This is a genomic window from Kineothrix sp. MSJ-39 (assembly GCF_018917935.1).
Lineage (GTDB): Bacteria > Bacillota > Clostridia > Lachnospirales > Lachnospiraceae > CAG-194.
This window is the reverse complement of the sequence record NZ_JAHLPN010000021.1, coordinates 1-22119: the sequence shown is the minus strand read 5'-3', so window position 1 is coordinate 22119 and position 22119 is coordinate 1. Positions and strand designations below refer to the sequence as shown.

The following is a 22119-nucleotide window of genomic DNA, read 5'->3' as shown; positions in this document are numbered from 1 at the left end:
CCCTCATTATATCGACACGCCCCCTGTCTGTAAATAGGAGGATACTGCCTGTTTTGCCCATCTTGCTCATTTGAAGCAAACCCTATATAATAAGGGAACAGATAAATACTGCTTCTAAAATACAGAGGCAAAGATTATGTTAGGAGATTATTTATGTCATTTCCGTTACCAGAAGCGTTTCTCCGGCGTATGCAGCAGCTTTTGCCGGATCAGACCGAATATGAAAGTTTTATACAAAGCTATGATACAGACCATTATCAGGCACTTCGCACAAATCCGTTAAAGGGCGATGCGGATACACTGTTTTCCTACCTTGGCTGCATGCTTACGCCTGTACCGTGGTGCTCCACAGGTTTTTATTATCCGCCACAGCTGCATCCGGGCAAATCCCCGTATCATGAAGCCGGTGCCTACTACATTCAGGAACCGAGTGCCATGGCGCCTGCTGCCTATTTAGATGCACAGCCCGGTGAAAAGATTCTGGATCTTTGCGCCGCGCCCGGTGGAAAAAGCACTCAGATCGCCGGAGCCATGCAGGGGCAGGGGCTTCTGATCAGCAATGAGATCCATCCTGCCAGAGCCCGCATTCTGTCAGAAAATATAGAACGCATGGGCATTCCCAATGCGATTGTCACAAACATGGCTCCCGCAGAGCTTTCTTCTCATTTTCCGCTCTTTTTTGACCGGATCATGGTAGATGCGCCCTGCTCCGGCGAAGGCATGTTCCGCAAAAATGACGAAGCCATAACGCAGTGGAGCCCTGAAAATGTAGTCCTGTGTGCCAAAAGGCAGCAGGAGATCTTAGAGCAGGCAGATCTGATGCTCCGCATGGGCGGCCGCATGGTATATTCCACCTGTACCTTCTCACCGGAGGAAGATGAGCAGTGCATCCTGCAGTTTTTAGATGCCCATCCGCTCTACCGGCTGATACAGGTGCCTCTGTATGATGGTATGCAGCCTGGACTCATAAAAGAAGCAGAATCTACGATTCGTCTCTGGCCGCATAAGCTCCACGGAGAAGGGCATTTCGTTGCAGTTCTCCAAAAGGGAGAGGGCGATCCTGTTCCTTCCGGTCGTCAGGTTTCCAAAAAAAGAGACCGCACCAAATCAAATGGTGCGATCTCCCAGGATGATTCTCTGTTATCCGCATTTTTACAGGAAACGCTTGTTACCCCGCTCTCCGGTCAGATGACTGCTTTCGGGGAACAGATCTACCTGCTGCCGGAGCAGGCGCCTTCTCTGCATGGACTGAAAGTACTGCGCGCCGGGCTTCATTTAGGACAGTTATCCGGAAAACGCTTTATCCCGGGACATGCACTGGCTCTTTCCCTGCGACCTGCGCAGGTTAGAAATTATGTAAACCTAGATAGCTCTGATCCGCAGCAGTTACAGACTGCGATCCGTTTTATAGCCGGTGAAACCTTCTCCTATGAAGGGAAAAACGGCTGGTATCTGATCTGCATCGACGGCTACAGCCTCGGCTGGGGCAAGCTCGCAGGCAATATCATGAAAAACCACTATCCGAAAGGCCTGCGTAAACACCTTTAAAAATTCACATCAATCTCAATACCCTTCAGATCCTCATTGATCAGGTTATTCTTCTTCATGATCTGGTTGATCCGTTGCGTCGTCTCTTCAGACTGCGTAACGGACTGTTTCCGGAGGCTGGCATCTGCCTGCAGCTTTTCCGCATCCAGATCCCCTTCGATCATTTCTCTGCTCTCTTTTCGTTCTTCCTTCGCTTTCTCGATCCGCTCGTCCTGCTCTGCTTTTTCTTCTGCCTTCTTTTCGGCCTCTTCCTTTTTCTCTTCCAGTTCTTTATCCAGCTTCTCTTTTGCATCTGCAAGCGCCATCCCTACGATCTCGTCCGATGCAGCTTTCTTGATCTCTTCCGCAGCGTCTCCCGCCTTCAGCATATCCTGCGATTTTAGCTGGTCGATCTTGGCATCCGACTGGTTTTGCGTCAGCACCATGATCTGCTGCTGCATAAGATCCGCATCTGACTGCAGGGCAGCCTTTTTCCCGTTTAAAGCAAGTACCTGTTTCTGGTATTCCGTCCGCGGCTCATTTGCCAGTTCCTTTAACCGGTCAATTTCTTCTTTACTGAAATCATCCGAAAAAATACCCAGCTTGTTATTCTGGTATTTTTCCAGAAGATCCAGATCCTTCTGCTCCTGTGAATCCTTCGCTATCCCATAGGTCTCCCGCAGTTTTTCCTTTTCTGCGGAAATATTGCCGATCTGCTGCATTTTTTCCTGATACGCTGCAACCTTTTCCGCCTTCTGCGCTTTCAGATCCTCTATATTTTGTTTCGTCGCCTGATCCCCGGAAAAAGCATCTTTTACAAGCTTCATCGCCTGCTTCTGTGCCAGCTTACGTTTCTTTTCAATCTGCTCCTTGGAAGATCCTGCGATCAGGAATCTGCCGTCCACATTCTTCTTGGTGTTCTGTGCATTCTGCGCTCTTCTATTTCTTTTTCCCGCACTTTTTTGCAGATTTACATTTTGAACCGCCTGCAGCGACTGCTCTGTTTTCTGAATTACCATACTATCGTTTCTCCCTGATCCGTATTCTGTGATGTGCATCTACTGTATATATCGGTCAGTTGCGGGATTTTGTACAGTCGTAATTGAAAACATCAGGAAAGCGCTCCGATCATTTCCGCAAACAGCTCCGGTTTCAGCAAAACCAGTCCTGCATGTCCTAAGTCCGGCAATACTGTAAACTTTGTCTGTGGAAATTTTTGTTTTATGTAATTGATATCCTGTTTTCTTTCTTTTTCTTCCCCTTTTGTATACCAGTAATGGAGCTTTGTATTTATTTTCGGAAGAGGCGTGGGCACTTTATAATTGTTGCACGAATCAAAGGTGCGCCACAGCGTCTTCCTGCTGCAATGCCGCAGAACATCTGCTACATACTGCAGATCTTCTTTGGAATAATCATCTGTGGCAAATGCTTTTTCCAATAGTCCCACACCGCCGGTTCTGCCGATCATCATCATAAGATAATCCTTCAGTGCAATAAAACGCGTGATGAGCCATGGCAGCTGATAAGGCGTGATACCGCCATCCATAACGCAGTGCTTTATTCTGATCAGTTGTCCTAAGGCAACCAGCAGTGCAACAGAGCCGCCCATGGAGCAGCCATATACCGCATATAATTCCGTATATCCTTCTGCTTTCAGCCAGTCATTCAGTTCTGCCGCAATCTGCTCTACGCTGGTAAAATCGCTGTCATTATCAAAATCGTAGCCGGGAAGTGCCGGAACCAGCAGATGGTATTTCTCCTGCAAAATAGGGACGACCAGTTCAAAATAATCCCATTTTACAACAGACGGATGGATCAGCAGGATCGTTTCTTTATTTTCTTTTCCGAATTCATGAATCGTCATTGTTTCAAGCCTTTCTTTTGTGTTTTCTTTTATCATATTTCCCGCACTTAAAAAAGGCAAATGCTAAATTTCTCATTAAGCATCAGGCAGTATTTATGCCTCTGGCTTCAGCGGCCCATAGTAATAAGAGGAGGTTGCACCACCATCGATCAGGAAAGTAGAGCCGGTGATAAATGCACCTTTCTCGCTCATCAGAAGTTCCGCCACATTTGCTACTTCATCGGCTGTTCCCGGTCTTCCTGCCGGGCACTTTGCAAACATATTTTTGTAGAAATCTCCACGTGGACCGTTGAACTCATCCACCGCCAGCGGTGTCACGATAATGCCCGGTGCAATATCATTCAGCCGTGCACCACGCTTGCCCCATACAACAGATTGTGCCATCACGCGCTTTTCGTTGCAGCGTTTTGCCAGCTGGTAGGCGTGGAGCGTATCTTTGATATGTTCCGGCTGTAAAATCTCAAGATTTAATAATTCTTCGGTTGGTGTTGTTGCAAGTGCTGCATCTTCTTCTGCAGAGAGCTGTGGCATTCTCCAACCTGACTGACTGGAGATCGTCACACCACAGCCGCCCTCTGCAATTACCTTACCGACTTCTTCCAGCAGTACAGCCGTTCCGTACAGATCAACTTTCAGGATTGCTTCGATCGGTGCCTGACTTGGGGATACACCTGCTCCGTTTACCAGCATTTTGATCTCGCCGTATTCCTGCGCTTTTGCGATCAGGTTTTTGATGGATTCCCTGGATGAAAGATCCATTTCTACCGGTTCTACATCAAATCCTGCATTGTTCATGATCTCTGCGATTGTCTTTGCATTTTCGATATTCTTGTCACCCATGACAATCTTCTTGCCATAGCCTACTCTTCTGGCGATCGCCATACTGATCTGTCCTGCTCCTGTTACGATCATGACCTCTTTTTTACGCATATTCTTCCTCCGATCTTCTTACTTTGTTATCCTATTCTTCCACATTTTTCTTTGCCCAGTTAGCTACCGTCTGCTTTGCTTTCCCTGCATCGGCTCCGTGTACCGCAATACCGGTGCCAAATTCTGCACCCTTACAGATTCTTCTGAGATCACGTTCGCTGTTTCCCAGTCCGCTGCCTTCATGTGTCATAAGTGCCATTACTTTCTTTCCTGTAAAGTCCAGTTTCTCAAGCTGTGTAAATACAGCTACAGGGTACGTTCCCCACCAGCAGGGACCGCATACGAATATATTGTCATAGTCTGCAATATCAGAAAGATACTGTTTCAGCTCCGGTCTGGCATTTTCCCGCAGCTCCTGCTGCGCTTCTTCCGTGCACGTATGATAGTCTTTGGAATACTCTCTGACCGTTTCAATCTCAAAAAGATCTCCGCCTACTGCTTTTTGGATAAATTCTGCACAGATTTCTGTGTTACCCTTCTTTAAATCAATGATGCTTCCGTTTACATAGTTCTCACCTTTTCGTGAATAGTAAATAATCAGATTCTTAGCCATTTTGATTCCTCCTTATTGTTGATCGCTTCTATTTGGTTTTATCATAGTTTACTTTTTCTTTTGAATCAAAACTTTTTTCTTATCATATTGATTACTTTTACTAATCGTTTTATACTTCTGATAGAACATAAAAAAGGAGAAATACGGATATGCTCTTACGTCAAATGGAATACTTACAGGCAGTCATTGAAAACGGAAATTTTTATCTGGCTGCTGAACAGTGCAAGGTTTCACAATCTGCTATTTCCCAGCAGATCAAAAAATTAGAAGACGAACTCGGTGTGCAGCTTTTAGAGCGACATAACCGTACGTTTTCCCTGACTCCCGCCGGTGAACATTTTTATCAAAAAAGCCTTATCATAACAGGCGATCTGAAACAGCTTGTCCGTGAAACAAAAAGAATTGCAGATAATAACAATGCTGTTTTACGCATTGGCTATTACAAGGGCTATCACGGAAATGAGCTCTCTGAAGCGATCGCTTCATTTTCTGAAAAATATCCTACTGTAAATGTAAAAATTATTGTTGGAAGTCATGAAGAATTGTATCACGCACTGGAAAACGACTCCGTTGACCTTGCGATCAATGACCAAAGACGTGCCTTTTCCGATGCCTATCATAACGAAGTGCTTGCTGAAAGCAGGATTTATATTGAACTTTCCTCCAAAAATCCGCTCAGTAAATTAAGCACACTGGAAACAAGGGACTTGAAAAATACGCCTTGTATTCTTGTGATCAACCAGACCGGACAAAAGGAAGAACAGGCGTATTACGAAAACATCATTGGATTGCAGGGAGACTTTCTCTTTGCAGACACCATGCAGGAAGCCCGCCTTAAAATCATAACCGGACAGGGATATATGCCCGTAGATGTGATCGGAGAACAGGTCTGGTTTGATACGGCTGTCAGCAGAATACCGCTTGTCAGAAACCAGTCCCTGTCTCCTGTCAAAAAAACTTATTGTGCATTCTGGAAAAAAGAGAATTCCGGATATTATATTGAAGAATTAGCCAGAATCCTTAAAGACTGCTTTTAAAAGCTTCCTAATAGTTCTCTGCGTGAACCTCAAAGTAGCTCTGTGGATGGTTACATACCGGGCAAACCTCCGGTGCTTTTGTTCCGACTACGATGTGACCGCAGTTACGACATTCCCATACCTTCACTTCGCTCTTTTCAAATACCTGTGCTGTCTCGATATTTTTCAGAAGGGCACGATATCTTTCTTCATGATGCTTTTCGATTTCTCCGACAGCTCTGAATTTTGCTGCAAGCTCCGGGAAACCTTCTTCCTCAGCGGTTTTGGCAAAGCCTTCATACATATCTGTCCATTCATAATTTTCGCCTTCGGCTGCTGCTGCAAGATTCTGCTTTGTATCGCCGATTCCTGCTAATTCCTTGAACCACATTTTTGCATGCTCTTTCTCATTGTCAGCTGTCTTTAAGAACAATGCCGACATCTGCTCATAGCCTTCCTTTTTTGCTACAGATGCAAAGTATGTATACTTGTTTCTTGCCTGTGATTCTCCCGCAAATGCATCCTGTAAATTCTTCTCTGTCTGTGTTCCTGCGTACTTATTTGTTGCCATTTTCTTTACCTCCGTTTCGCCATGTCTGTATCTGCCGGACATGTGCTTTTTTAGGATTGTATGTCCGTATGACCGGTTTGTCAATCCCATACTTTGATAATCGTTCCTATCTTTTTTCTTCCGGGGTCTCAGTCAGCTCCAGCTTAACTGCCTGCAAGTTCTCTCTTCTTCCAACTGATAAAACCATACATATCATTCAGGAAGAAAATTGCGAAATTCACCACGACTGGTATATACACAGGATTCTCTACAGCCGCCAGCAGCCATAATATGATCAGGACTATGTCATTCGATGCATAGCCAAGCGCATAGTAGGATGTGCGTAGCATCGTAAGAGATGCTGCCAGGAAACTTGTGGTGATCGAAATTGTGCTGAACACAATATTCGGTGTCTTCAGTGCCCGCAAGATCAGATAAAACAGAACTGTTGTGATCGTTCCAAAAAAGACAAGCCCTGTAATATGTTTTACCGTAAGCTTTTGGATTGCCACTTCCTTTCCGTTTTCTGACGGATTCTTCAGCCATGTGATCGTTGACCATATCGCCATTGGCATTGTCATCCCTAAATAAGTGATCATTTCTCCCCAGTAGTGAAACCGCCATGAAATGATCCCATACAAGATGCTGAATACGATCATTAAGATCTGTGCCCAAACATTTCCTTTCGCTGCAAAGATCAATGATGTAATTCCGATACATGCTGCAAACAGCGTAAGCAGATCCACGTCTCCTGTTATGACATTAGAAATGATGACTACACAGATGGAACCGATCCACAGCATCCACTCATTCTTTGTTAAATTTTTAATTGGGTTTTCCATTATAATCTCCTTGTATTCATACTGATCAACATATTTATGAATCCAAAGAGCCATGGATCTAATATTGGTATCATTCGTTTCTGTAAAATCATTTTTTTATTTTCCTCATCATGCTTCTCCTGCATATTTTTCAAAGCATACCAGCTGCACATTTGGAATTCCGTTAAATACACATTTTACGATACCTTTTTCCTTATATCCCAGTTTCTGATATAAACTTCTTGCTCTTGTATTTCGCGCATTCGTATCCATGCGCAGTGCAGCACATCCGCTCTGTCTTGCATAATTTTCATAATAGGCAATAAATGCCCTGCCGTACCCTTTTCCTTTTTCAAACGGATCAACTGCCAGGCCATGAAGCACCATGACTTCAGTATCTTTTGCATGATGTTTCCACTCTGCATACTTATATTCATCAACCTGTATCTGATTGATCACAGCTGCTGCCACAATATTATCTTCATCTGTCATGACAAACAGATCATTTCTGTCCAAGGCTTCCTCGGCAGTTTTTCTGGTCGGATAAATATTACGGATCCATCCTGTCGTCGTCACCCCTTTTTCTTCTTCATCATGGATTCTATCATATATCTGTTCAATTCTATCCAAATCGTTTTTCTCTGCTTTTCGTATCTTTATCATATTTTGCCTCATTTCCATAATTAAGCCGGCATTTTAACAGATTGCCCGCTTACTATCTTATAATGATATAAACCGAAAATGCAACATAAAATGCGACCATACACAAACCTTCGATCCTACCGATTTTCCTTCTGGTGCCTGCAAATATCCATACACAGATCGTAAATACGATCAATACGCCCAGATCGATTATATTTTCTGTGATCATGCTGATCGGACTGATCGCCGATGCAATACCGAGTACCATAAGTATGTTAAACACATTGGAACCGATCGCATTACCAAGTGCCATATCGACTTCGTTCTTTCTTGCTGCAACGATCGACGTCACAAGCTCCGGAAGGGAAGTTCCTATGGAAACGATCGTAAGCCCGATCAGTGTCTGGCTCATTCCAAGATCACTGGCGATCCTTGATGCAGCATCAACCGTAACATCCCCACCAATGGCAATGGCGGCTGCTCCACCCACGATGAACAGAATACTCATGGGCACTGAAATAAGCTTGATATCCTCATCAGAACCGCCTTCGATCTCGACCTTCTTGCCTTCCCTGCTCGCCTTTAATGCGATTCTGATCATATAAAAAATATATCCTGCAAAACATCCAAGTAAGATCACACCATCCAAATGTCCCAGCGTCATACCGGACTTATCACCAAGTCCGATCATCCCTAAAAACAGTAAAAGACCTGCACATATCAGGGAAAACGGAATATCCCGCCTGATCGTTTCTTTTGCGACATGCACCGTTGCCAGCATTGCACATACTCCGATCACAACCATCAGATTAAATATATTGGAACCGACTGCATTACTGACCGCGAGTTCATTGTTCCCTGTAAGGGAGGCAGATACACTGACCGCTGTTTCCGGAAGCGATGTTCCCATTGCCACAATCGTAAGTCCGATAATGATAGACGGAACGTGCAGCCTTTTTGCTACACTGGAACTTCCCTCCACAAAAAAGTCTGCTCCTTTGATCAGCAATACAAAACCGATCACCAGAAGCACAAGTACAAGAGCAAATGGGGCATTATTGATAAATTTTTCCATGTTCTGATTTTCTCCTTTTCTCTCCACAGCAGTGATGTCAACAAAATATGAAAGAATCCGTTCTGCCAATCGGAAGCTACAGGTCTAATCTGTATAAAATGCTATCTCTATCCGGATATGAATATGGCACAGGTAATTCTGCAGGCGTGATCTTGCAAAATCCTGCTTTTTCATAAAATCTATGTGATACGTGCGCAACTGCGGGCGTATCCAATATAATACTATGCACATCTTTGCTGATCGCATACTTTATTAGTTCATTATATAATGCAAGTCCTATTTTCTGTGAACGAAATGCCTTTTCCACAAAAAACTTTTTCATAACTGCACAATGCTTTTCTTTCAGCATCAGACCGATCGTGCCAACTACCCTGCCATCGGATATGGCAATCCAGAATTCGCCGCCGGACTGCTGATAGCTGCGATGGATATCCAAAAGATCCGGCTGTTCCTGCAGTGACAGTCCTATTTTCGCTTCATTATTCTGAATAGATAGAATGAGCGAGATAATTTCATTATCATATTTTCCGCTGTATGTTTCAATTTTCAATGTATTACCTCCGTAAACTAGAAGTTATTTGATACTATCATAAAATCTCTGCAACACGATCGCCAACTCTTCCGGAGCTTTATAATTCCAATGAATCCATATTTAATAAAAAATCATACACATTCATGATCAAAATTCCCTGATCATTATAAAATGCCTTTGGTGTATTTGATGTAATTATTATTTTCTTAAAGGAGTCATTTATTTTCATAAATGGACGGATTTCTTGTGCCATTTTTTCTTCTGTTTCCAACATATATGCTGACTGGATATAATACTTTTTAGAACCCTTATTGCAGATAAAATCGACTTCCAACTGTTTCTTTAATACTTTTGCATCTTTCTGCTTTTCAACAACAGTCAGATTACCAACATCTACATGAAAGCCTCTCATTCTTAACTCATTGTAAATCACATTCTCCATAGAATGTGTCACTTCCATTTGTCTGTAATGAATTCTTGAATTTCTGAGTCCCATATCCATAAAATAATACTTCAATGGTGTACCGATATAAGATTTTCCCTTAATATCATATCTCTTTGCTTCTTCAATTAAAAATGCATCCTCCAAATACTCAATATATTTCGTAATAGTAGTCGCGGTAATCTTTGAATTATTTACACTTTTAAATGTTTTCTGAAGTTTGTTAGGATTCGTCAAAGCACCAATTGCAGACGCCAAAACATCAAGCAGCGATTCCATTTCTCCAACATTTCTGATTTTGTTCCGCTTCTCAATATCGCTGATATATGTTTCCTGAAACAGATTATCCAAGAGTGTCATTTTTTGCTCATCCGTTTCAGCTAATACAACCAAGGGAATTCCACCATAAGTAATATATTCATTCCATCCATCATATCTATTTCCATCATAAACGCTCATAAATTCAGAAAAACTCAAAGGGTACATATGAACCTCATCCCCTCTGCCTCCAAATTCAGTTGCAATATCTCTGGATAAAAACTTCGCATTGCTCCCCGTTACAAACACATCACAATTCTTCTTATCTGCTAAACCATTAAGTACACTCACAAATTCATCCAACAGTTGTACTTCATCTAAAAGAAAGTAATATTTTGCATCATCTTGAATCTGTTCCTTTGCCCAAGGGTAAAAGATTTTCGGATCTCTATATTCTATATTGTCAAATAAATCAAATGCCATTTCAATGATGTGTTTTTCATCCACTCCATTTTCAAGCAAATGATTTTTAAATAAGGTTCGCAATAAATAGGATTTTCCACATCTTCTTATTCCTGTTACAATTTTTATCAGACCGTTTCCTTCACGCTTTATAAGTTGTTCTAAATAGTAATCTCGTTTAATCTCTTTTACCATAATACTTTCTCTCCTAAAAGATATTTTGGTTATTATATCTCTAAATATCTTTTATTATACGCAACAACATAATATAATTCAATCGTCTAAAATATATTTCGGTTAATTTTTACCAAAATATCTTTTATATATTTTTAGCATTATCATATTTTATAAACGCAAAAAACAGCAGGCAGTCTTCTCATATGACCACCTGCCTGTTACCTGTTCTGATATTATTTTCTGTATATGACCAGCCCGTCAAACTGGAATTGAGATTTCATCTATTTCAAGAGATTTAATAACTGTTATATTTTGTTATTAATTTTCTCACGAGCCCTTGAAAACACTAAGTTTGTGACAGGTGAGCTTTCCCTCAGACTTTCCCTTATGTTATATCTTCCCATACGAGTTTACGAACTCTAATAAGGGAAAAAATAAGGGAAAGAAAATCTTATGAAACAGTATAACACAAAATAAAACTGACATGGTAAACTGATTGAAATGCTTCTGATTTTTGTAACTAATGATTGGTTGAAGAATAAGGAGATATGATACGATGAGTACAATATTTGCAGAATATAATCCACATTGAAACAGTATTGATGTTTATACCTCTGCGGGCTATATGCTCCGCATTGATTGTTGGAAAGCAGAAAAGAATTTAAAAACTACCCCCAGCTCAGATTATGCATTAAATGCTCTTGCCATTGATGAACCACTGGAATATGCAAAATTATATCTTGATGGAACGATACAAATATGGGTAGATGCAGAAGATTCATTGGAAATCTTTTAAAATAATCTAAACTTAAGTCGGCTACTATATACCTGTTAGTTGTCATATCTAGCTGTTTGTGTAACTTCAAAAACAGCGACTTTAAAATCAAAGCCGTCGTTCTATAGATACATGAAATTGCATCTGCTTTACGACGGCTTTTTCTTTTACCTTTTGAAAAAAAGAAATAATCAATATAGTTCGAGCACTTTTCTTTTAAAGATAAGCAATGTAGCAACACCAGTAACAATAGCAACTAAAAGAATTTGCATTATGGACTCCTGATTGGTTGTGTTTTTGGTAATAATAACTTGCCGAAACACAATGACAATCAAAGAAGTAACGATTGTTGCAGGAATAGATTTTCGAATCATGCCAATGATAAATGACCACAGAGACAGCACCATGCATATAATCACAGTAGTTATTGCCATTGGTATCCATGTTCGGAGCATAGATGGTTGGAATGTTCCCTCCAACATATTAAAGGATCTATCCGCAAATATAATATAACTGGTGCAACAAACATATCCAATCATCATAGAGATTGCTGTATAAACCATGATTATAGTTAATTTGCTGGCAATCAATTTTATTCGGTTTAAAGGATAAGAAAACATAATCGTAATTGTTCGCTGATTATATTCTCCAATAACCAGCTTTGCCGTTAAGACAGACGAGTACACAAGAAAAATGAATGACATCAATAATCCAATAACAAGGTATGTACTTTCAAATGTGTCTTTTACCTGTTTTGGGTCTGTCATGCTATCCCATAAAGATATTGTGATGAAAAGGATGCTGAAAAGGATTGCTGCAAACATAAAGATAATATTTCGTGCAATACCAAATTTTTTCAGTTCCAGCTTAATCAAGTGTGTCATCTCAGTTTTCCTCCTCTGTAAGTTTGAAAAAGAAATCTTCCAGTGTATCTTGCTTGTGTCCCATACTCTCCAAACCAATACCATTCTCAATGATGGCTTTTGACAAAGCTTTGCCTGAAATATCAGAATCATAAATGTGGATAAATTCTTTATCTAATACACTAAAATTCGTAATTCTCATGTTTTCAAGTAATGCAGCAGCACGGGTCACATCGTCAACCTGCAAGCTGATATAATCTGTTTGATGCTTATGGATTTCTTCTATAGGTAATTCTGTTAAGAGCTTTCCGTGTTGAATAATTCCAATCGTATCAGCAAGAAGATCCACTTCGGATAGAATGTGGCTGGATATAAAAATGGTTGTTCCATCTTCTTGATTTAGCCGTTGAAAAAGGATTCGCATTTCACGAATACCATCAGGGTCTAAAGCATTGATTGGTTCGTCTAAAATCAAAAATTCTGGTTTTGCCAGAATAGCTCTTGCAATTGCAAGTCGTTGTTTCATGCCCAATGAGTAATGACGGACTTGTTTCCCCTCAACATTCTGTAAGTCCGTCAAATGCAAAACCTCATCGATTCGTTCCTTGTTAGGAAAACCCATATACTCACAGTGCAGCTCTAAGTTTTGTCTGGCAGTCATTTTATCGTAAAAATATGGATTCTCAATAATAGAACCAACCTTTTTGAATATTTCATAGCTGTGATCGGTAACTTTTTCGCCAAAAAGCTGAACCTCTCCGGCATCTGGCTGGATAAGATTCAAAATCATTTTCATAATCGTGCTTTTCCCTGCACCGTTCGGACCAACAAAGCCATATATTGCCCCTTTAGATATATGCATATTTACATCGTCTACAACATTATTATCTTTGTAGGATTTTCGCAAACCTATGGTTTCCATGATATAATCCATTTTGTGTGCCTCCTTTATAGTTACCATTATACAAAATGGACTTTTCTTTTCTCTGTCATAAATCTAACGATTTTCTAACTTTTCAAGATGATTGAGAAAATAGTTTGCTCATTTTGTACGCTATAAACTTCTAATTCTGCCCCAATTTGTTCAGCAAGACGTTTTGAAATTGCAAGTCCTAAACCACTGCCGGAAGTTTTTCGGGCTGTTGTATAATTTCTTGTAAAAATCTGTTTTTGTTGCTGTGGAGATATCCCAGTTCCGCGATCTTCTATTTCAATAATACTTTTTCCGTTTGATGTGGTGAGCCGTAGAGAAATATACTTGCCATCACCACCATGTCGAATCGCATTGTCTATCAGATTTTTTAAAATGCGCTGTAACGCCTCATTATCTGTATAGGCAAAAATCGGTGTATCCGGTATCTGAATATTGACTTTAAATTGTTTCTGTTCAAACAGGTCATAATAGTCCAAAATTGTGTCTTGGCAAAGCCTTGAAATGTTTTCCTTTTCCACTTTAACAGGAAAATCCCCTGAAGTTATTTTAGACATTGTAAAATAGTCGTTAATTGAAGAGATTAAATCATCAGCCTTTTTGTCTATTTTTGAAGCCATAGTATGAACATTTTCAGGCACAGAGGAAGTGTTTGTTATATCGGAAAGCATTTCACTATTTCCTTTTAGGACAGTGAGTGGAGTTCGGATGTCGTGAGAAATGTTTGTAAGAACTTTTTCCATTGCCCGTTTGCTCTGCTCATATTCTGTCTTTTTTGTATAAAAATCTTGAAGTAGCTTATTAAGAGCAGAATTTAATTTCTTGATACTTTCATTATCCGTAGGTATAAGTACAAATCCATTTTCAGAAATGACACAAAGAGTATTAAGTCTGCTTGTAATATAATCAATGTCTCGTACTAACTTTTTATACTGTATCTGTTGCCAGATCAATACAAATACCAGAACAGATAAAATTATCACAAATAAAAGCATCATCTATCCCTCCATCTTGTAGCCAATACCCCATAAAGTTTTAATATAGGTTGTGCTGTCTTTTACATTGTTCTTCAATTTCAAGCGAAGACGATTGATGTGTGTATTCAACACATTTTCATTTTCAAAATATGGTTCTTTCCAAATCAGTTCATATAGCCTGTCCTTTGAATAAGCCTGTCCTGGATGGCTTGCTAAAATATATAAAATTTGAAATTCAATTGGCGTTAAATCTATGGTCGTTCCTTTACGCCTAACCACGTGACTCTGAGGGTCGATTTCTATATCTTTAATTTTAATAATTGAATTATTCTGTATCACTTGATAGGTTCTTGCACGTCTGATGTTAGCCTTTATTCTGGCAGCAAGCTCAATAAGTGAAAATGGTTTTACCACATAATCATCAGCACCTAAATTCAATCCTAATGATTTGTCTATATCATTATCTTTAGCAGTAATAATAATAATTGGTATCTTGCTGACTTTCCGAATTGTCTTAATAATCTCCATGCCGCTTATATCCGGTAACATAAGATCAATAAGTGCAAGCGCATATTCATCATAACTTGTAATTTTCTGGAAAGCTGACATACCATCACTAAAAGCTGTCACTTCAAATTCTCCAGATAAATAATCGTTTATCATTTCACTAATTTCTTTATCATCTTCAATCAATATTATCTTATTTTCCATCACGATTACTCCTTGATTTTTGTTCTTCCATCAATAGTTTTTTCTACATCTTTTGGTATTAGCCCACGAGGTGTCACTTCCAATTTTCAGCAGTCTATTTTAATGTTCTATAATTCATTTCTTATTTCTACCAAAAACATTATAGTTCCCTTGCACGGACAAAACAAGTTTATCCACTTTCATTAACTCTCAGGTTCTGTATATCGGCATAATCAGTCTTTTTATATTGTATCATGAGATGAGCAATTATACCGATTTGTTGCATCGTACCTACACAAACAACCTATTGGCAAGCAGAGCAGTACTAAAGGATGTGCTGGAACGTTACATCACTCAGCTGTCAGTATCACTGAAACTATTTCATGTATCACAGGCATTGTTTTATATAAAATTGAAAAAATAAAAACTGAAAAAGTGCAATAACAGCAGTCTCTCTAATAGAGGAATCACAAGATAAAGGGGCATACATCATCTTGCCCCCGTATCCTTTATTTGTCGATTATCATTCTGCACAATTTCAGCATTTTTTTGTAATCTACCAAGCCGTTGTTTCACTTTTTCTGTCTTATTAATCTCGGTACCTGCATTGCCATAAGATTTTTTCCAATCCTCAACTTTCTGCTGATAATATGCATAAGCCCCCTTAGATTCCTTATAGCTTAGATAGAATTCATTCATATTTTCAAATCCATAATTACGAACCATGTTTGAAAGTCCAATCTTCAACCTATTGATATAGTCAGTCTTTTCATCAATCTTTCTTTGTAACTCAGCTTTTCTTGTAATCTTTGCCAATCCTTTCAAATCTGACAATTCAATCTCAAGATTGCCTCGTTGCTGTTCAGCCTGAAAAATAAGATTATTCTGATTATCAAGCTCCGCTTTTATCTTCTTAAACTTTGGATAAGCCGCTGCCTCTGGTGTCATTACAGGCTTGTCAGGTATTTTCTGATAGGCAACTGCCTTTGCTGGCTCTGTAACAACATCCTTGAATGATTCTTCCTTAGCTGGTTTTATTTCACCAACTTTAGGGGCCTCTTCAATAGCAGAAGTATTATCTTTGTTATCTACAATTATATGGCTTGCAATATCTGTTTTATCGACATTCGCATCATCTGTATTTAGTATCTTATCCCGAATTGCTCTGGCTGTCTCCAGCACCTTCGATATCAGCAGTACCAGCTCTGTAATCGCCATATTCAGTATCAATGCTAATCTTTGAGGTCTGTTTCCATACAGTTCAATCGACCGCTTTATGGGCTCTGTGATATGTTCCTTCTTTATCTGTAGAATATCATCCATAGGGACCTCGCTTATGATTGCCCTGTCAACTTCCCGGTTCCAATCCATCCGAAGTTTATTATCCTGCTCAATCTGTTCAGTTTTGGGATTATTTTTTCCAATCTTCTTGGTAGCAAGATATGGACCATTACGGTCAAATACTGTTAATCTGTCTTTTTCATCCGTTACCCAGCGGTTTATCATTCTGGTGTAGAATAATTTTACCTCGTCCAGAAAATCTTCTTGCTTGAACCTCGTATTTTTTGAAGTAAACAGCTTCTTCTCATAAATCTCGCCTTTTTTGATAACCTTACATCTTTTACGGATATTGCCAGTATCATCAAGGATTTCTTTCTTGGTTCGTACATGATTTCCATGTTCATCATAGAACATATTCCTTGTGGCAGTCTTTATAACGGGTTCCGCTAACAACTGCCTTTCTGAAAAGATAAGATGGATATGGAAATTTGTCATACGCTTGTTATGGTGAAGTGCTGCAACGCATTCCACACCATATTTTTCCTTGAATTTATCTGTAAACGATTTTAGCAGCATATCGGGCATCCCCTGTTCATAAAGTGATTCAGGCAGAGCAATGATAAGCTCCCTTGCCTCGATACACTTTCCATCAACACCACTTTTCTTAAATTCCTGCTGGCTGCATCGTGCAAGCTCCGTCCAATAGCTTCTGTCAGTTGTTTCATAAACCGCATACAGATGTTCCTGCTTTGCATGGCTTGATATATAGGTTATTCTTCCCCGGACATTCGACAGCTTGGTCATCTGTATAAATGAATGTCTTGTTGTCAATGTGCTTTCTTCTCCTTCCTCTGATAATTGGAATGGAAGACGAACAGATAACAAAAGTGGTATTGTTGTAAACTCATTGTCATATCCGGTATAATCAAATGCGGCAGCATTTGTATTATCACGCTTGCGTGATAGGCTCCCGGCAGGGCGAAATACGCTGAGCATAAACCGTATGTTTGTGCGAGGGGTGTATTTCGCTCTCAAACGCCGAGGGCTTTGAGATCTTATGATATTTCCTTTGAATATGATAGTCTAACTCTTTTTATCCTCATCTATAAAGCCACCGCTTTTTGCCACCACTTTGCTCTATCAGTCCTTCCATTCCGTTAATTGGTTGTTGCATATCAGAAGAAGCACATGTTATAATCCTTTTGCGTGTAGGTATATCATGGCTTCGGTCTGATATATCAGGGGCGGTTTCATTAGAAGCCGCCTCTTTTAAATTGTCACTTTTCTTGTAACTGCTCTTACGCTGGTCTTATCTCTCAAATCTCTGCCTTCGTTGACTTCCATAAACTTTTCAAGCATATCCGTCTTTATGAGAACTTTTCTTCCGACCTTTAGAACAGGAAGTTTTTCCCACTCAACAAGTTTTCTTAGAGTGTTTCTTCCAATTCCTGTATAGTCGGCAGCATCTTCAATAGATAAAGCTATCTTTCTTTCCGTCATTTAATCAGCTCCTTTCAAATTGCATTATGCAATTTATTTTTCTGTCAGTATATCGCGTTTATATTTTATTGTCAAGCGTTACGAAATTATAAAGATATTTATATCATTGCATATTGCAATTTTAATTTTTATATGATATAGTATGAACATACCGAAAGGAATAAGCGAAAAGGAGGCAGACAACATGAAGGATAAGGAACTTCGCCGGATTATCGGTGAGAGGGCTAAAAGCCGCAGAACAGAATTAAACCTTACACAACCTTATGTTGCAGACAAGATGGGAGTCACCGCTTCCACCATACAGCGTTATGAAGCTGGAACAATCGATAATACCAAGAAGATGGTACTTGAAGGACTTTCCGAGGCACTTCATGTATCTGTGGAATGGCTCAAAGGCGAAACTGACAGCTACGAAACAGATATAACAGATAAGAAAGAACTTCTTATAAGAGACTCTATGACTGATATTATTGAAAACCTTCCAACAAACCTTGATAACGCAGATGGAGATTTCGCCAAGAACCTGTTGCTGGCAATATTAAACGAATACAAGCTCTTTGCTGATTCATTTACCAATGCCTGCAATAACTTCAAGGCAAACACAGAATATGCAGATGTAGCAGCCAAGATGGGATTTGAATCCAATCAGGAATACAATGAAATAATGTTCCTAAGAGAGATTACACACTCAGTCAATGCATTTAATGATATAGCTGACATCATAAGGACATATTCCAAGAATCCAGATGTGGCGGCACAGAGACTATCCAATCTCTTAGAAGATAATTCCGACTCGGTATAGAACGACAACCGGAGTTATGATACAATGAGCACAAGCGAGTCAAACTGTTTACAGATTTGACGAGCAGCGAATTGGCTTATGGACTTATCCATAAGATGCCTACACGCAAGAAGCATTTCATCAGTTCCGATTGTCGAATATCGAAAGGAGATACACGATTATGGCAAAAGGATCTGTAAGAAAAAAAGGAAAGAAATGGTACTACCGCTTCTATGTAGAAGACCAAAGTGGCAATCTGGTTCAGAAAGAATATGCTGGAACAGAAAGCAAGAGTGAAACAGAAAAACTGCTCCGTCAGGCAATGGACGATTACGAAAGCAAGAAATTCATTGCAAAATCGGAAAACATCACAGTTGGAGAACTGCTTGATATATGGGCAGAGGAAGAATTAAAGACAGGTACTCTCAGTAATGGGACAGTCCAGAATTACCTCGGTGCTATCAATAACATCAAGAAACACCCAATTTCAAAGAGAAAACTGAAAAATGTAACAACTGAGCATTTGCAAGCCTTCTTCGATTTGCTTTCATTTGGTGGTATTTATCCAGACGGAACAGAAAGAAAAGGCTACAGCAAGGATTACATCCGTTCTTTTTCAGCAGTATTACAGCAGTCATTCCGATTTGCAGTATCACCAAAGCAATATATCACTTTCAATCCGATGCAGTATATTAAGCTGAAATATCAGACGGATGAGGTTGATTTATTTTCCGATGATGATATGGATGGTGATATAAAACCTATTCCACGAGAGGATTATGAAAGACTGATTCATTTTCTACAGGATTACAACCCACCGGCAATACTTCCAATTCAGATAGCCTATTATGCAGGACTTCGTATTGGAGAAGCCTGTGGTCTGGCATGGCAGGATGTAAACCTTGAAGAACAATGTCTTACAATCAGACGTAGTATCCGCTATGATGGCTCAAGGCACAAGAACATCATCGGACCAACCAAGCGAAAGAAGGTAAGGATTGTTGATTTTGGCGATACACTGACAGAGATTCTCCGTACTGCCCGAAAGGAACAGCTTAAAAACCGGCTACAGTATGGGGAACTTTATCACAAGAACTACTACAGAGAAGTCAAGGACAAAAACAGAACTTACTATGAGTTCTATCATCTGGATGGAACAGAAGAAGTTCCTGAGGATTACAATGAAATATCCTTTGTCTGCTTACGACCGGATGGAAGTCTGGAACTGCCAAGTACATTAGGAATTGTTTGCAGAAAGATTGCACAGAAGCTGGATGGATTTGAAGGATTTCACTTCCACCAACTGCGTCACACCTACACAAGTAACCTTCTAGCAAACGGAGCAGCACCTAAGGATGTGCAGGAACTGTTAGGGCACTCAGATGTCAGTACCACAATGAATGTCTATGCTCACTCCACAAGAAAAGCCAAGCGGGAATCAGCAAGGCTGCTTGATAAAGTGGCAGGCAACGACTAAAAAAAGAAATTCCCTTATTTCCCTTACAATTATCTCATAAGGGCAAAAATAAGGGAAAATACATATCATTTCACTAATAAACAGGCTAGAATGCCTGTAAAATGGGGAAAGTCAGCCAGATATTTCGGCAAACTGGAAGTTGTCTACTTCTTCATCTTCCCCCATTTCATGACTACTCATTACTGACATACTTTTTTTAGATTCGGTTTAATTATCATAATAAATACCATTAACGTCACAGCTGCACCACCAAGGTCGCAAATTGTCTCAGCCCAAAACACAATATCAAGCGGCAGAAACAGTGGTATAAGCAAAACCGCTCCAATATAAAGAACTTTTCTAAATAAAGATAACGGCATAGCATATTTGATCTGTCCCATTGCAGTCAGGCCATCCACAAAGGCATACTGTACCGCAACTCCGAGAAGTCCCGCCGCATACCGCCGAATACAAGTAGATGCCAACCTGATCAACCACTCATCTTTCAAAAAAATGCGGACGAACATGGTCGGTATTGTCTGAGAAAGAATGGAAATCATACCCATATAAATTGCACAGACAATTAACACCCAGCGAAAAGTATCCATCACTCGCTTATAGTTTCCTGCACCATAGTTGTATCCATACAGCGTGCCACATCCCTGCGTAAATCCATAACCAGAACTGTAAACCAAAACCATAAAGCTCTGCACAACAGTTGCACAAGTAATGTAATCATCCCCCAATGCATCTCCTCCGTATTTTCTAAGTGTAATATTCAACACTATCATAAGAAGATTTTCCAAAAGGACAATTAAAAAAGGCAAAAAACCAACATACAGGATTTTCCCTGCATTACTGATATCAAGTTTAGGTGTAGACAGCCTTATTTCCACACAACTTCCAGATAATACAGACAACACATAGACCATAGAACCGATTTGACCAAGAACCGTTGCAATGGCGGCACCCTTCACTCCCAAATTAAATATGAAAATAAAAATGGAATCAAAAAGAGTATTTATAGCTGCGCCAATTACAACAGAAATCATTCCTTGTTTGGCAAGTCCCTGTGCCAGAACAAATTGATTCAAACCAAGCCCCAGCAGCATTGCAGTTGTTCCGACAACATAGGTGCAAAAATAGCTCTTTGCATACGGGAACAGGGTTTCGCTACAGCCAAAAGCAAATAAAATAGGCCTTGCAAAAAACAGCAGACTTACTGTAAGCAATATAGAAAGACAAATAAGGAGATAAAAAGATGTTTTGATTGTCTTTTGTGCTGTTTTATGATCTCTCTTTCCCATAGAAATGCTTAAAATAGATGCACCGCCAATGCCAATCAACGATGCGAACGCTGTTACCGAATTTAGGATTGGAGCACAAACGCCTATTCCAGCGATAGCAGCTTCTCCATTTATCATGTGTCCAACAAATATACGGTCTACAATGCTGTATAAAATATTAAAAAACTGTGCAGCCATTGCCGGAATACCCAAACGGAATACCAAGGTGCGGACAGGCAGCGTATCAAATTCTTTCTCCATCTGTTTGTTCTTCTCCTTGTTTTTTTCACATGACAATAATATACTTAATGCAAACACATTCTAAAAGAGAATGTTTTGATTGCCAACTAATCATAAAAGTTATGGAGAATGGATATGACACTGAATAAATATGAAATATTTTTAAAGGTAGCAGAAATTGGAAACATCACAAAAACTGCTGAAATTTTGCATTATACACAAGCTGGAATCAGCCATGCCATTGTTGCACTGGAAAAAGAAACAGGATTTTCTCTTTTTATCCGCAGCAACAGCGGTGTGGAACTGACCGAAAGAGTGTGTGAATAAAACTCTGTAAATGTAATCTTCTATGATAATGATTGGGCTGAAGGCTCTCAAATGAGCATTCAGCCCTTGCTTTATATATAACAGTGTCGATTCGAGCATGTCAAGAGCAGGCGAAAATTTCCGCCTGTAAAACAAGCTTTAAAGTTACTATTCGGGCAATCGG

At 39.9% G+C, this 22119-nt stretch carries 23 protein-coding genes; 6 read left to right on the top strand and 17 right to left on the bottom strand.

Annotated features, from left to right (window positions below; genetic code table 11):
- The first annotated feature begins 153 nt into the window (after nucleotides 1–153).
- The gene (locus KQI22_RS11795; RefSeq protein ID WP_216552593.1) at nucleotides 154–1548 is read left to right on the top strand and encodes an RsmF rRNA methyltransferase first C-terminal domain-containing protein; all 1395 of its coding nucleotides are present in this window, start codon (nucleotides 154–156) and stop codon (nucleotides 1546–1548) included.
- Here KQI22_RS11795 and KQI22_RS11790 read toward each other — a convergent pair.
- The 4 genes from KQI22_RS11790 to KQI22_RS11775 all read right to left on the bottom strand — a co-directional run bounded on the left by KQI22_RS11790 (nucleotide 1545) and on the right by KQI22_RS11775 (nucleotide 4874).
- Nucleotides 1545–2546, bottom strand: coding sequence for a hypothetical protein (locus KQI22_RS11790; protein ID WP_216552591.1), 1002 nt, complete (start codon nucleotides 2544–2546; stop codon nucleotides 1545–1547). The two genes, KQI22_RS11795 and KQI22_RS11790, sit on opposite strands and share 4 nt — an antisense overlap.
- 92 nt (nucleotides 2547–2638) lie before the next feature.
- Nucleotides 2639–3391 (bottom strand): alpha/beta fold hydrolase, encoded by a 753-nt coding sequence (locus tag KQI22_RS11785; RefSeq protein ID WP_216552589.1) that lies wholly within the window; start codon nucleotides 3389–3391, stop codon nucleotides 2639–2641.
- Nucleotides 3392–3484: 93 nt separating this feature from the next.
- Nucleotides 3485–4321 (bottom strand): SDR family oxidoreductase, encoded by an 837-nt coding sequence (locus KQI22_RS11780; RefSeq protein WP_216552587.1) that lies wholly within the window; start codon nucleotides 4319–4321, stop codon nucleotides 3485–3487.
- A gap of 31 nt (nucleotides 4322–4352) precedes the next feature.
- The gene (locus tag KQI22_RS11775) at nucleotides 4353–4874 is read right to left on the bottom strand and encodes a flavodoxin (RefSeq protein WP_216552585.1); all 522 of its coding nucleotides are present in this window, start codon (nucleotides 4872–4874) and stop codon (nucleotides 4353–4355) included.
- Between the two features lie 164 nt (nucleotides 4875–5038).
- On the opposite strand from KQI22_RS11775, the gene KQI22_RS11770 reads away from it, so the two are divergent.
- Nucleotides 5039–5911: a LysR family transcriptional regulator gene (locus KQI22_RS11770; protein ID WP_253293622.1), complete on the top strand. Its 873-nt coding sequence runs from the start codon at nucleotides 5039–5041 to the stop codon at nucleotides 5909–5911.
- A gap of 7 nt (nucleotides 5912–5918) precedes the next feature.
- Here the strand turns inward: KQI22_RS11770 and rbr are convergent, their stop codons facing one another.
- From rbr to KQI22_RS11740, 6 genes are all read right to left on the bottom strand, one after another.
- Nucleotides 5919–6461 (bottom strand): rubrerythrin, encoded by a 543-nt coding sequence (gene rbr, locus KQI22_RS11765; protein ID WP_216552581.1) that lies wholly within the window; start codon nucleotides 6459–6461, stop codon nucleotides 5919–5921.
- 143 nt (nucleotides 6462–6604) lie between these two features.
- On the bottom strand, nucleotides 6605–7282 hold the full coding sequence (gene pnuC / locus KQI22_RS11760) for a nicotinamide riboside transporter PnuC (RefSeq protein WP_216552579.1): 678 nt from the start codon (nucleotides 7280–7282) through the stop codon (nucleotides 6605–6607).
- A 108-nt stretch (nucleotides 7283–7390) separates the two neighbouring features.
- Complete coding sequence (locus KQI22_RS11755; protein ID WP_216552577.1) at nucleotides 7391–7924, bottom strand: GNAT family N-acetyltransferase; 534 nt, start codon at nucleotides 7922–7924, stop codon at nucleotides 7391–7393.
- A 52-nt stretch (nucleotides 7925–7976) separates the two neighbouring features.
- Nucleotides 7977–8978, bottom strand: coding sequence for a calcium/sodium antiporter (locus KQI22_RS11750; RefSeq protein WP_216552575.1), 1002 nt, complete (start codon nucleotides 8976–8978; stop codon nucleotides 7977–7979).
- 76 nt (nucleotides 8979–9054) lie between these two features.
- Entirely contained in the window at nucleotides 9055–9528 is a 474-nt protein-coding gene (locus KQI22_RS11745) for a GNAT family N-acetyltransferase (protein WP_216552573.1), read from the bottom strand.
- A 79-nt stretch (nucleotides 9529–9607) separates the two neighbouring features.
- Complete coding sequence (locus KQI22_RS11740; protein WP_216552570.1) at nucleotides 9608–10867, bottom strand: ATP-binding protein; 1260 nt, start codon at nucleotides 10865–10867, stop codon at nucleotides 9608–9610.
- 580 nt (nucleotides 10868–11447) lie between these two features.
- Here KQI22_RS11740 and KQI22_RS11735 point away from each other — a divergent pair.
- Nucleotides 11448–11645, top strand: a complete 198-nt coding sequence (locus KQI22_RS11735; RefSeq protein WP_330623373.1) for a DUF6061 family protein — start codon at nucleotides 11448–11450, stop codon at nucleotides 11643–11645.
- A 170-nt stretch (nucleotides 11646–11815) separates the two neighbouring features.
- Here KQI22_RS11735 and KQI22_RS11730 read toward each other — a convergent pair whose 3' ends face one another.
- The 6 genes from KQI22_RS11730 to KQI22_RS11705 all read right to left on the bottom strand — a co-directional run bounded on the left by KQI22_RS11730 (nucleotide 11816) and on the right by KQI22_RS11705 (nucleotide 17866).
- Complete coding sequence (locus tag KQI22_RS11730; RefSeq protein ID WP_216552568.1) at nucleotides 11816–12508, bottom strand: ABC transporter permease; 693 nt, start codon at nucleotides 12506–12508, stop codon at nucleotides 11816–11818.
- 1 nt (nucleotide 12509) lies between these two features.
- Entirely contained in the window at nucleotides 12510–13421 is a 912-nt protein-coding gene (locus KQI22_RS11725; RefSeq protein ID WP_216552566.1) for an ABC transporter ATP-binding protein, read from the bottom strand.
- 74 nt (nucleotides 13422–13495) lie between these two features.
- Nucleotides 13496–14416, bottom strand: coding sequence for a sensor histidine kinase (locus tag KQI22_RS11720; RefSeq protein ID WP_216552564.1), 921 nt, complete (start codon nucleotides 14414–14416; stop codon nucleotides 13496–13498).
- Nucleotides 14417–15106 carry a response regulator transcription factor gene (locus KQI22_RS11715; RefSeq protein WP_216552562.1) on the bottom strand — a complete coding sequence of 230 codons (690 nt, stop codon included), beginning with the start codon at nucleotides 15104–15106 and terminating at the stop codon, nucleotides 14417–14419.
- Between the two features lie 468 nt (nucleotides 15107–15574).
- The gene (locus KQI22_RS11710) at nucleotides 15575–17362 is read right to left on the bottom strand and encodes a MobA/MobL family protein (RefSeq protein WP_216552559.1); all 1788 of its coding nucleotides are present in this window, start codon (nucleotides 17360–17362) and stop codon (nucleotides 15575–15577) included.
- Between the two features lie 273 nt (nucleotides 17363–17635).
- A complete protein-coding gene (locus tag KQI22_RS11705; protein WP_216552557.1) occupies nucleotides 17636–17866 on the bottom strand; it encodes a helix-turn-helix domain-containing protein in 231 nt (76 codons plus the stop codon).
- Between the two features lie 184 nt (nucleotides 17867–18050).
- Between KQI22_RS11705 and KQI22_RS11700 the strand changes: the two genes are divergently transcribed.
- Nucleotides 18051–18668 carry a helix-turn-helix domain-containing protein gene (locus KQI22_RS11700; protein WP_216552555.1) on the top strand — a complete coding sequence of 206 codons (618 nt, stop codon included), beginning with the start codon at nucleotides 18051–18053 and terminating at the stop codon, nucleotides 18666–18668.
- Nucleotides 18669–18828: 160 nt separating this feature from the next.
- A complete protein-coding gene (locus KQI22_RS11695; protein WP_216552553.1) occupies nucleotides 18829–20124 on the top strand; it encodes a tyrosine-type recombinase/integrase in 1296 nt (431 codons plus the stop codon).
- A gap of 179 nt (nucleotides 20125–20303) precedes the next feature.
- Here the strand turns inward: KQI22_RS11695 and KQI22_RS11690 are convergent, their stop codons facing one another.
- Nucleotides 20304–21650, bottom strand: coding sequence for an MATE family efflux transporter (locus KQI22_RS11690; RefSeq protein WP_216552551.1), 1347 nt, complete (start codon nucleotides 21648–21650; stop codon nucleotides 20304–20306).
- Nucleotides 21651–21764: 114 nt separating this feature from the next.
- Here KQI22_RS11690 and KQI22_RS11685 point away from each other — a divergent pair, with 114 nt between their 5' ends.
- Nucleotides 21765–21956, top strand: a complete 192-nt coding sequence (locus KQI22_RS11685) for a helix-turn-helix domain-containing protein (RefSeq protein WP_253293621.1) — start codon at nucleotides 21765–21767, stop codon at nucleotides 21954–21956.
- Nucleotides 21957–22119 lie beyond the last annotated feature (163 nt).

Excerpts from the sequence above, each read along its gene's own strand:
- KQI22_RS11755 (WP_216552577.1), bottom strand. The coding sequence starts at position 7,924 with ATGATAAAGATACGAAAAGCAGAGAAAAACGATTTGGATAGAATTGAA.
- KQI22_RS11690 (WP_216552551.1), bottom strand. The coding sequence starts at position 21,650 with ATGGAGAAAGAATTTGATACGCTGCCTGTCCGCACCTTGGTATTCCGT.
- KQI22_RS11685 (WP_253293621.1), top strand. The coding sequence starts at position 21,765 with ATGACACTGAATAAATATGAAATATTTTTAAAGGTAGCAGAAATTGGA.
- KQI22_RS11780 (WP_216552587.1), bottom strand. The coding sequence starts at position 4,321 with ATGCGTAAAAAAGAGGTCATGATCGTAACAGGAGCAGGACAGATCAGT.
- KQI22_RS11740 (WP_216552570.1), bottom strand. The coding sequence starts at position 10,867 with ATGGTAAAAGAGATTAAACGAGATTACTATTTAGAACAACTTATAAAG.
- KQI22_RS11700 (WP_216552555.1), top strand. The coding sequence starts at position 18,051 with ATGAAGGATAAGGAACTTCGCCGGATTATCGGTGAGAGGGCTAAAAGC.
- KQI22_RS11770 (WP_253293622.1), top strand. The coding sequence starts at position 5,039 with ATGGAATACTTACAGGCAGTCATTGAAAACGGAAATTTTTATCTGGCT.
- KQI22_RS11795 (WP_216552593.1), top strand. The coding sequence starts at position 154 with ATGTCATTTCCGTTACCAGAAGCGTTTCTCCGGCGTATGCAGCAGCTT.
- KQI22_RS11705 (WP_216552557.1), bottom strand. The coding sequence starts at position 17,866 with ATGACGGAAAGAAAGATAGCTTTATCTATTGAAGATGCTGCCGACTAT.
- KQI22_RS11725 (WP_216552566.1), bottom strand. The coding sequence starts at position 13,421 with ATGGATTATATCATGGAAACCATAGGTTTGCGAAAATCCTACAAAGAT.
- KQI22_RS11775 (WP_216552585.1), bottom strand. The coding sequence starts at position 4,874 with ATGGCTAAGAATCTGATTATTTACTATTCACGAAAAGGTGAGAACTAT.
- KQI22_RS11695 (WP_216552553.1), top strand. The coding sequence starts at position 18,829 with ATGGCAAAAGGATCTGTAAGAAAAAAAGGAAAGAAATGGTACTACCGC.
- KQI22_RS11720 (WP_216552564.1), bottom strand. The coding sequence starts at position 14,416 with ATGATGCTTTTATTTGTGATAATTTTATCTGTTCTGGTATTTGTATTG.
- KQI22_RS11785 (WP_216552589.1), bottom strand. The coding sequence starts at position 3,391 with ATGACGATTCATGAATTCGGAAAAGAAAATAAAGAAACGATCCTGCTG.
- pnuC (WP_216552579.1), bottom strand. The coding sequence starts at position 7,282 with ATGGAAAACCCAATTAAAAATTTAACAAAGAATGAGTGGATGCTGTGG.
- KQI22_RS11730 (WP_216552568.1), bottom strand. The coding sequence starts at position 12,508 with ATGACACACTTGATTAAGCTGGAACTGAAAAAATTTGGTATTGCACGA.
- KQI22_RS11750 (WP_216552575.1), bottom strand. The coding sequence starts at position 8,978 with ATGGAAAAATTTATCAATAATGCCCCATTTGCTCTTGTACTTGTGCTT.
- KQI22_RS11710 (WP_216552559.1), bottom strand. The coding sequence starts at position 17,362 with ATGCTCAGCGTATTTCGCCCTGCCGGGAGCCTATCACGCAAGCGTGAT.
- KQI22_RS11715 (WP_216552562.1), bottom strand. The coding sequence starts at position 15,106 with ATGGAAAATAAGATAATATTGATTGAAGATGATAAAGAAATTAGTGAA.
- KQI22_RS11790 (WP_216552591.1), bottom strand. The coding sequence starts at position 2,546 with ATGGTAATTCAGAAAACAGAGCAGTCGCTGCAGGCGGTTCAAAATGTA.
- rbr (WP_216552581.1), bottom strand. The coding sequence starts at position 6,461 with ATGGCAACAAATAAGTACGCAGGAACACAGACAGAGAAGAATTTACAG.